The following is a 1692-nucleotide window of genomic DNA, read 5'->3' as shown; positions in this document are numbered from 1 at the left end:
GAACGATATTTTCTGGAACTTATGGTGCTCAAGTTTGTATTTCTCTAATTCTTGTTCTTGACCTGCATAGTGGAGCGTTTGCTCGGCAAACTCTTTTTGTTGGCGGAATGCGTCTTCACCAACACGGTTGAGTTTTTGTTGTTCCAAAGAGACAAGGATATTGTATTGTTTGAGATTTGCTAGCGCTTGTTGTGGACGCCCTGCTTGCTCATAACCTAAAGAGAGCAAGTGGTAGGAGTGTTGCGACAGGCGCATGTTCTCTACCTGACGCGAAATCTTGAGCGCACGTGTCGCATGCTTAATTACATCTTCGCTTTCTTGTAGGTGGTATGCCAAACCTGCGGATAAGAGTGCAGCGCGGCCTTCCAATTTAGGAATGTCGGAATACTCCAGCAGTTCAAGAGCTCGTGCTAGGTATTGCTCGGCTAGAGGGTAGTTATAAAGTCGTAAGTAAGTCGCAGATAAACTTAGACGAATGTCAATGACTTGGTGGATGTCTCGGTCGGTACTCTCATGATCAAGGACATTGAAAAAGTGCACGAGGGCAAGGTTATATTTGCCTTGATTGAAGTACACATCCCCCATCTTTTTTAGTACTTGCGCTAATATGGGAGAGCTTTCAAAATTATCGTAAAAGTCAGCAGCTTGAGACAGGTGCTCTAGAGCTTTATCTAATACTTGGCGTTCAAAGAAAAGCTGTGCAAGTAGGCGGTTTACTTTGGCCAAGCGCGAACTCAGGTTACCTTCTACTGATTTCCAGTAGCCGTACAATAACTCAGATAGTGCATGGTTGTACTCTTTATGGGTAAGATAAAACTCGCCGACGGTGATGTGATAATCAATGACGACTTTTTCCGAGTGACGCTGTTCTAGGTAAGTTTTTGCTTCTTGATAGAGTTTTTCTGCTTCCCCTACGTTGTTGTTATAAGAGGAAATGTCGGCTTTCAACATGATTAAGCGATAGGTAATTCCTTCCGTCAGGCGTAAGGTTTTATTAACCGACTCTAAGCTTGTTTCTATTTTTTTTAGCTCTGATTCTGCTTGGGCAGATTTTCTGTCCGTAAGCCAAAGTAACCTAACTTTAAGTATTTCCAGATCTAACTTTAGATACTCAAGCTTATAGGTTTTTGCTAGCTCAGAGGCTTTGTCGATGTGCTGAATCGCAATACGAATGTTGCCTAGATTAAACTCTGCTTTCGCTAAGATCTTATACGCATCGATACTGCTGTTCGGGGTTCTAATCGAAGAGTCGGCCTCTTCACGAGAAATAGCTGACGGGCTCTTCTCGCGTTGATCTGAAAGGATACGTAGCGTTAGGTAGCTGTTGGCCATTCGTTTTGCTTGGCTCGGTTCTATCTCAACCAAGTTATTGGCTTCATTGAGGAGCGCCGACGAATAGACCGACGCATTAACCGATGTGCTTAAGCTTAAAATGAATAGACTAACAACGTATAACCAACGCATTTCAATGTCCCTTTAAAGATTTTGTAGGTTCAAATAAGTTTGGGCGGTTCACGCCGATTATTGGCGAGCCATACGCTTATTGTGGCTTGGTCTATCTTGCTCAGTTGAACGGTATGGATTGATATCCAGACCGCCACGACGCGTGTAACGTGCAAATACGGTTAGCTTCGATGGTGCACAGTATTTCATGATGTCAGTGAAGATACGCTCAACACATTGTTCGTGGAA

General features: G+C 43.5%; 1 protein-coding gene and 1 pseudogene. Both read right to left on the bottom strand.

Annotated features, from left to right (window positions below; genetic code table 11):
* On the bottom strand, positions 1-1464 hold a 1464-nt coding region (locus AB4653_RS12480), incomplete at its 3' end, for a tetratricopeptide repeat protein (protein ID WP_372104292.1).
* Between the two features lie 57 nt (positions 1465-1521).
* Positions 1522-1692 (bottom strand): annotated as a pseudogene (gene queF / locus AB4653_RS12475) (NADPH-dependent 7-cyano-7-deazaguanine reductase QueF); the annotation flags it as partial.

It is taken from the genome of Vibrio sp. 10N.222.48.A3 (assembly GCF_041475345.1).
Lineage (GTDB): Bacteria > Pseudomonadota > Gammaproteobacteria > Enterobacterales > Vibrionaceae > Vibrio > Vibrio tasmaniensis_A.
The sequence above is the reverse complement of the archived record's forward strand: the minus strand, read 5'-3'. Positions and strand labels throughout refer to the sequence as shown.